The 6,270-nt window shown below is 73.3% G+C and carries 5 protein-coding genes; 2 read left to right on the forward strand and 3 right to left on the reverse strand.

The genetic code is table 11. The features are described 5' to 3' along the window. Positions 1-131: 131 nt before the first annotated feature. The 3 genes from ACZ4FH_RS36780 to ACZ4FH_RS36790 are packed head-to-tail and all read right to left on the reverse strand — an operon-like array spanning position 132 to position 3,457. The gene (locus ACZ4FH_RS36780; protein ID WP_467310482.1) at positions 132-1,022 is read right to left on the reverse strand and encodes an enoyl-CoA hydratase-related protein; all 891 of its coding nucleotides are present in this window, start codon (positions 1,020-1,022) and stop codon (positions 132-134) included. Positions 1,023-1,049: 27 nt separating this feature from the next. Next, positions 1,050-2,234, reverse strand: coding sequence for a CaiB/BaiF CoA transferase family protein (locus tag ACZ4FH_RS36785; protein WP_467310484.1), 1,185 nt, complete (start codon positions 2,232-2,234; stop codon positions 1,050-1,052). Next, positions 2,231-3,457, reverse strand: a complete 1,227-nt coding sequence (locus tag ACZ4FH_RS36790; RefSeq protein ID WP_467310485.1) for an MmgE/PrpD family protein — start codon at positions 3,455-3,457, stop codon at positions 2,231-2,233. The genes ACZ4FH_RS36785 and ACZ4FH_RS36790 overlap by 4 nt, the downstream gene beginning before the upstream one ends. A gap of 316 nt (positions 3,458-3,773) precedes the next feature. Here ACZ4FH_RS36790 and ACZ4FH_RS36795 point away from each other — a divergent pair, with 316 nt between their 5' ends. After that, positions 3,774-4,391, forward strand: coding sequence for a TetR/AcrR family transcriptional regulator (locus ACZ4FH_RS36795; protein WP_467310487.1), 618 nt, complete (start codon positions 3,774-3,776; stop codon positions 4,389-4,391). 596 nt (positions 4,392-4,987) lie between these two features. Then, positions 4,988-6,270 (forward strand): cellulase family glycosylhydrolase (locus ACZ4FH_RS36800; protein ID WP_467310489.1); only part of this gene is annotated, 1,283 nt, incomplete at its 3' end.

Consider the following 6,270-nt stretch of genomic DNA (forward strand, 5'->3'; position numbering starts at 1 on the left):
GGTTTGGGGGGGGGGGGGGGGGCGGCCCCCCCCCCGGGGGGGGGCCCCCCCCCCCGCGGGGGGGGGGGGGGCCCGGGGCCCCCCCCCCCCCGGGGGGGCCCCCCCCCCCCCCCCCCCCCCGCCGAACGGGCTCAGCGGTCCACCCACGGCAGATAGCCGGGAAGGTCCTGGGGCACCCGGCCGGGGAACCGCGGATCCCGCTTCTCGAAGAAGGACAGCACGCCCTCCTCGGCGTCGGCGCCGCGCACGGTGTCGTACACCAGCCGGGAATCGAGCCGGTGGACCTCCTCGGGCGAGTCCGCCCACGCCATGCGGTGCACCAGCTGCCGGATGACGGCCACCGAGACCGGCGCCGTCCGCGCAGCCAGTTCGCGGGCCAGGGCGTACGCGGCGTCCAGCACCTCGTCGGCCGGGTGCAGACGCGTCACGAGCCCCGCGCGCAGCGCCTCGTCGGCCGGGACGATCCGGCCCGACACCAGCCAGTCCATCGTCGCGGTCATGCCCACGATCCGGGGCAGGAACCAGGCGGACCCGCCCTCGGGCACGATGCCGCGCCGGCTGAACGGGAAGCCGAACCGCGCGTCGTCGGCGGCCAGCCGGAAGTCGGCCGGCAGCAGCATCGTCGAACCGACGCCCACCGCCGCACCGCGCACGGCCGCGATCACCGGCTTGTCCAGCGCGTACAGGACCCGGGTGACGAGACCGGCCGGTTCCTGGTAGGTCCCGGCCGCGTACTGCGCGGCGGCCTCGGTGTCCCCGGCCGCCGAGAAGCCCCGGGACGTGCCGTCGCCCCCGGAGAGGTCGGCGCCGACGCAGAAGTCCCGGCCCGCGCCGGTGAGGACGACGACCCGTACCGCCGGATCGGCGTCGGCGCGGCGCAGTGCGTCGGCGATCTCCAGGGCCATCGGCTTGGTGAAGCCGTTGCGGGCCTCGGGCCGGTTCAGGGTGACGGTCGCGACGCGGTCCGCGACCTCGTAGGCGATCTGCTCGTACGCGGCGGTGTGCGGCGCTGTCTCGGTCATGGGCGATGCTCCCTGTGCGGTGGCGGGTCAGACCGCGCCGTCGGCGCGAAGAACGGAGACGGCGGCCTCGTCGTAGCCGAGGCCGCGCAGGACGGAATCGGTGTGCTCACCGACGGCGGGCACGGGCCCCATGCGCGGGACGAGCCCCCGGGGCGTGGCCGGGGGCAGGAGCGCCCGCACCGGACCGCCCGGTGTGTCGACGTCCCGCCAGCGGTCGCGGCCCGCGAGCACCGGATGGTCCAGGAACTCGCCGACCGTGCGCAGCCGGGCGTTGGCCACCTTCGCCGCGTCCAGGAGCTCCACCGCCTCCTCGGCCCCGAGCTCGGCGAAGCGCGCGGCGACGATCGCGTTGAGCTCGGCGCGGTGGGCGACACGGGCGGAGTTGCGGTGGAAGCGCCGGTCCTCCGCGAGCCCCGCGTCGTCCAGGAACACCGCGCAGAAGGAGGCCCATTCGCGCGCGTTCTGGACGGCGAGCAGGACCGTCCGCCCGTCGGCCGTCTCGTACGGGCCGTAGGGGGCGATCGTCGCGTGCTGGGCGCCCACCCGCTCCGGCTGGGTGCCCACGTACGCCGTGTAGTGCATCGGCGAGCCCATCCACTCGGACAGCGCCTCGAAGAGCGAGACCTCCACCGGCCGGGCCGCACCCGTGGCGCGCCGTTCGTACAGGGCGGCGAGGACGCCCGAGTACGCGTACATGCCGGCGGCGATGTCGGCGATGGAGATGCCCACCTTCGCGGGCTCCTCGGGTGATCCGGTGAGCGAGACGACGCCGGTCTCGCACTGGACGAGCAGGTCGTACGCCTTGCGCCCGGCCCAGGGGCCGTCGTTGCCGTAGCCGGAGATGTCGCAGACGACGAGGCCGGGGTGGCTGACCGCCAGGGCGTCGGCGCCCAGGCCGAGCCTGCGGGCCGCGCCGGGGGCGAGGTTCTGCACGAAGACGTCGGCCCCGTCCAGCAGCCGGCCCAGCACCTCCCGCCCGCCCGGCGTCTTGATGTCCAGGGTGACGGATTCCTTGGAGCGGTTCAGCCACACGAAGTAGCTCGACTGCCCGTGCACGGACTCGTCGTAGCCGCGGGCGAAGTCGCCGGCCCCCGGGCGCTCCACCTTGACGACACGGGCGCCGAGATCGGCGAGCTGCCGGGTGGCGAAGGGCGCGGCGACGGCCTGTTCGAGGCTGACGACGGTGATGCCGTCGAGCGGAAGACTGTTCATGACGGGTCCAGGGGGCCGGGGGCGGGGAACGCGGTGCGCAGGATCTCCGGTGCGCGTGCCCAGTCCGGGCGGGCGAGCAGCGCGGGTACGTCGGGGCCGCAGTCGGCGGTCTTGGCCGCGAACTCCCGGTCGGTCGGGGGGCGTCCGGGCGCGCCGGGGGGAAGCGTGAGCGAGGCCCGGTGGACCCGGCCGTCGTCGGTCGTGATCTCCACGCGCGTCTCGCCGGTGAGCAGACCGCTCCCGCCGGGCGCGGTCACGGTGCGGACCAGCTCCACGAGGCGTCGGGCGGCGGGCCGGTTCACCTCGTCGTCGGTGAAGGAGGCGAAGCCCGGATGCCCGTCGAGCAGCGCGGCGGCGACGGCGTACTCCAGGCTGAACTTGCCTTCGAGACCGGTGCGGGGCCGGGAGTGGATCAGTGGATGGACGGCGGCCCCGGGGGTGTGCACGACGATGTCCGTGATCCGCGCGGGATCGACGGGCGCCCGTTCGAGCAGCGACCGTACGGCTCCGACGGGGCGCTGCATCGCGTAGCAGCAGGGGAAGACCTTCACGGCGAGACCGTCCGGCACGGCGGGTGCGGCCGGGTCGGTGTCCAGCGCGTCCGGGTCGCCGCCGAGCAGGGCGAGCCAGTCGTCGAACGCCTCGGGATCCGCGCTCGCCCCCGCCGCGGCCAGACGCGCGGCACGCACGCCCGCGTCGGTGGCGAAGCCGACCTGGAGCGCCTTGGTGTCGGTGCCGAAGGCCCGCTGCACTCCGCCGGCGGCCGGCAGTGCCAGGGCCATCGCGCGGGCGAGCCCCTCGGCGTCCAGCCCGAGGGCCAGCCCGGCTCCCACGGCCGCCGCCGGGGCGCCCGCGGTACAGGTGGCGTGCCAGCCGCTGGTGTAGTGACGCCAGCCGAGCGCGGTGCCGATCCGCGCCATCACCCCCGCCGCGGCGAGATAGGCGCGGGCGCCGCCGCCGGTGGCCAGGACCGCGGGCACGCAGACCACGCTGATGTGGGCCGTGGACGGCAGATGCAGGTCGTCGAAGTCGAGCACATGCCCGAGAGCCGCCCAGCGGGCGGCCTCGGGCAGCCCCTCCGTGAGCCGTTCGAGCGCGTGGCCGCGCGCGGCGAGCGTCACGGCGAGGGTGTCCCGCAGCGACCGGTCGGCCAGGGCGAGGTCGTCGGGGGTGGGGGCCAGCGCCGTGGCCCAGCGGGCCAGTGCGGCGGCGGAGTGCGGCATGCGGGCTCCAGGGGCAGGGGCGGTACCTCGGGGTCCCGGACGCGGCCGGTCCGTAATCGGCCCGGTCGAGACCTGGAGGGCGCGCCGTGATGTCGTCTCGCACGGTACCTGACTGAACGATCGATAAGCTAGCCTCGGACGCGCCCCCCGCGTCGCGCGGTCCCCGGTGCCGAACGGGATTCGGGGGGTAGAATTGATCGAACGTTAATCATGTGTGAGGCGGCGCGCAAGGGTCGTCCGGGCGCGTTGCCCATGGGGCCGTTCGCCGGGCCGGCCGTCTCCGCCGGCGGCGGTCGCCACCAGAGATCGGAGCGGAGTGTCCAGCCGACCTGCACCTGCCGGCCACAAGGCCATCATCGACGCCGCGCGTGCGGAGTTCTCGGACAAGGGGTACGGAGCCACCTCGATCAGGGACATCGCGCAGCGCGCCGGCGTCAGCCTCTCCGCCCTGTACTACTACTACAAGGGCAAGCAGGAGGTGCTCGTCGCGATCCTGGAGGAAGGGGTCGAGGCGTTCGCCGCCGAATGCGAGGCGGCCCTGTCGGCGGCGGGCGACGACCCGGCCGAGCAGCTGGAGGCCATCGTCTCCGCCACCGTGCGGTTCCGGGCGGGCCACCCGGCCCAGAGCAACATCGTGCTCAGCGAGGGCCGCAGCCTGGAGCCGGAGCACCTCGCGCGGTACCGCGAGAACGAGGAGCGGGGGACGAGCCGCTTCCGGGGCATCGTCGAACGCGGCATCGCGGAGGGCGTCTTCCTCACCCCCTACCCGGACGACGCGCGGCGCGCGGTCATCGCCATGTGCAACGCCATCGCCCAGTGGTACCGGCCCGACGGCCCGCTGACCGTGGATGAACTGGTGGAGCGGTACGTCTCACTGGCCCTCACGCTCGTCGAGTACCGGCCGCGCTCGGCCCGCCGCGCGGCGCGCCCCTGACCTCCCCGGAAGACGGATGGGCCGCTGCCGGTGCCGGTGCGGTGATGGTCCGGGAAGTCCTCGAAGGGCCGCGGGAGTATGTGTCCGGCTGAGCTGGACTCCACTCCTGTACCGGTTTATTAACGGGAAAGTAGGGGCCTGGGGCGCGACTGTCAATCACGGGGAAACATGGCTTCTGTGCTGGCAGAACGCATGTAGCGACTGCTCTTCATGGCTGGCCAGCAGGTTTAGCGGTTTAGTTAAAAGCGTGATCTTCTGGCGCGTGAACGAATTGCTAACCGACTATTGACAGGGATGTGACAGCCGGTGCCTCATGGTGGTGCGACGGGCCGGGAGACGCGCACCGGGCCGAAGTCGCCGCCGTCCCACGACGGTTGTCCGGTGTTCACCCCCACACCCATGACGTCTGCGAAGCCTGCCCCCGGCACCACCCCGCCGGTCGGTCACGGTGCTCGTCCGGCATGCCCCCACCACGCGGAGCCGCGCTTGGACATCGTTGTCATGGAGCTTGGACATCGTTGTCATGGACGGGTGGCCCACTCCCTGGAGCCGCCCGGCCCGAGCCCGTCCCACCCCCTGCGCACCCGAGGAGAGAGATGCGAAAGCCGAGAAACTCCCTGATCACCACGGCCGGTCTGGCCTGCGCCGCCGCCCTGGGCCTCCTGGCCTCCGTCACCGGCCCCGCCGTCGGCGAGGCCGCCGCCGCCCCCACCGGAATCCGGGTCAGCGACGGCCGCGTGGTCGAGGCGAACGGGAACGACTTCGTCATGCGCGGCGTCAACCACGCCTACGCCTGGTACCCGGAGCGCACCACCGCCATCGCCGACATCGCGGCCAAGGGCGCCAACACCGTCCGGGTCGTGCTGGGCAGCGGCGACCGGTGGACCCGTACGAGCGCGTCCGAGGTCAGCGGCATCATCGGCCAGTGCAAGGCGAACAAGGTCATCTGCGTGCTGGAGGTGCACGACACCACCGGCTACGGCGAGGACGGCGCCGCCACCACCCTCGACAAGGCCGCCGACTACTGGATCGGTCTGAAGAGCGTCCTCCAGGGACAGGAGGACTACGTCGTCGTCAACATCGGCAACGAGCCCTTCGGCAACACGGACTACACGGCGTGGACGGACGCCACCAAGAGCGCGATCGGCAGGCTGCGCGCCGCCGGCCTCACCCACGCCCTCATGGTCGACGCGCCCAACTGGGGCCAGGACTGGTCCGGCACCATGCGCTCCAACGCGGCCTCGGTCTTCGCCTCCGACCCCGACCGCAACACCATCTTCTCGATCCACATGTACGGCGTGTACGACACGGCGGCCGAGGTCCAGGACTATCTCAATCACTTCGTCGCGGCGAAACTCCCCATTGTCGTCGGTGAGTTCGGCGACCAGCACAGCGACGGGAACCCGGACGAGGACGCCATCATGGCGACCACCCGGTCCCTGGGCATCGGCTACCTCGGCTGGTCCTGGAGCGGCAACGGCAGCGGTGTCGAATACCTCGACATGGTCAACGGCTTCGACGCGAACTCCCTGACCGGCTGGGGCCGGCGCTTCTTCGACGGTGCCGACGGCATCGCCGCCACCTCCGAGCCCGCGACCGTCTACGGCGGCGGGAGCGGAAACCCCGGCGGCGAGGAGGGCGGCACGGCACCCAACGGCTATCCGTACTGCGTGAACGGTGCGGCGTCGGATCCGGACGGGGACGGCTGGGGCTGGGAGCAGAGCCGGTCGTGCGTCGTCCGGGGCAGCGGCGCCGACGGCGGATCGGGAAGCGGTACGGCGCCGAACGGCTATCCGTACTGCGTGAACGGTGCGGCGTCGGATCCGGACGGGGACGGCTGGGGCTGGGAGCAGAGCCGGTCGTGCGTCGTCCGGGGCAG

It is taken from the genome of Streptomyces sp. NPDC024555, from assembly GCF_055559335.1.

Bases quoted from the DNA above. Each gene is read 5' to 3' on its own strand.
- ACZ4FH_RS36780 (WP_467310482.1), bottom strand. From the start codon at position 1,022: ATGACCGAGACAGCGCCGCACACCGCCGCGTACGAGCAGATCGCCTAC.
- ACZ4FH_RS36785 (WP_467310484.1), bottom strand. From the start codon at position 2,234: ATGAACAGTCTTCCGCTCGACGGCATCACCGTCGTCAGCCTCGAACAG.
- ACZ4FH_RS36790 (WP_467310485.1), bottom strand. From the start codon at position 3,457: ATGCCGCACTCCGCCGCCGCACTGGCCCGCTGGGCCACGGCGCTGGCC.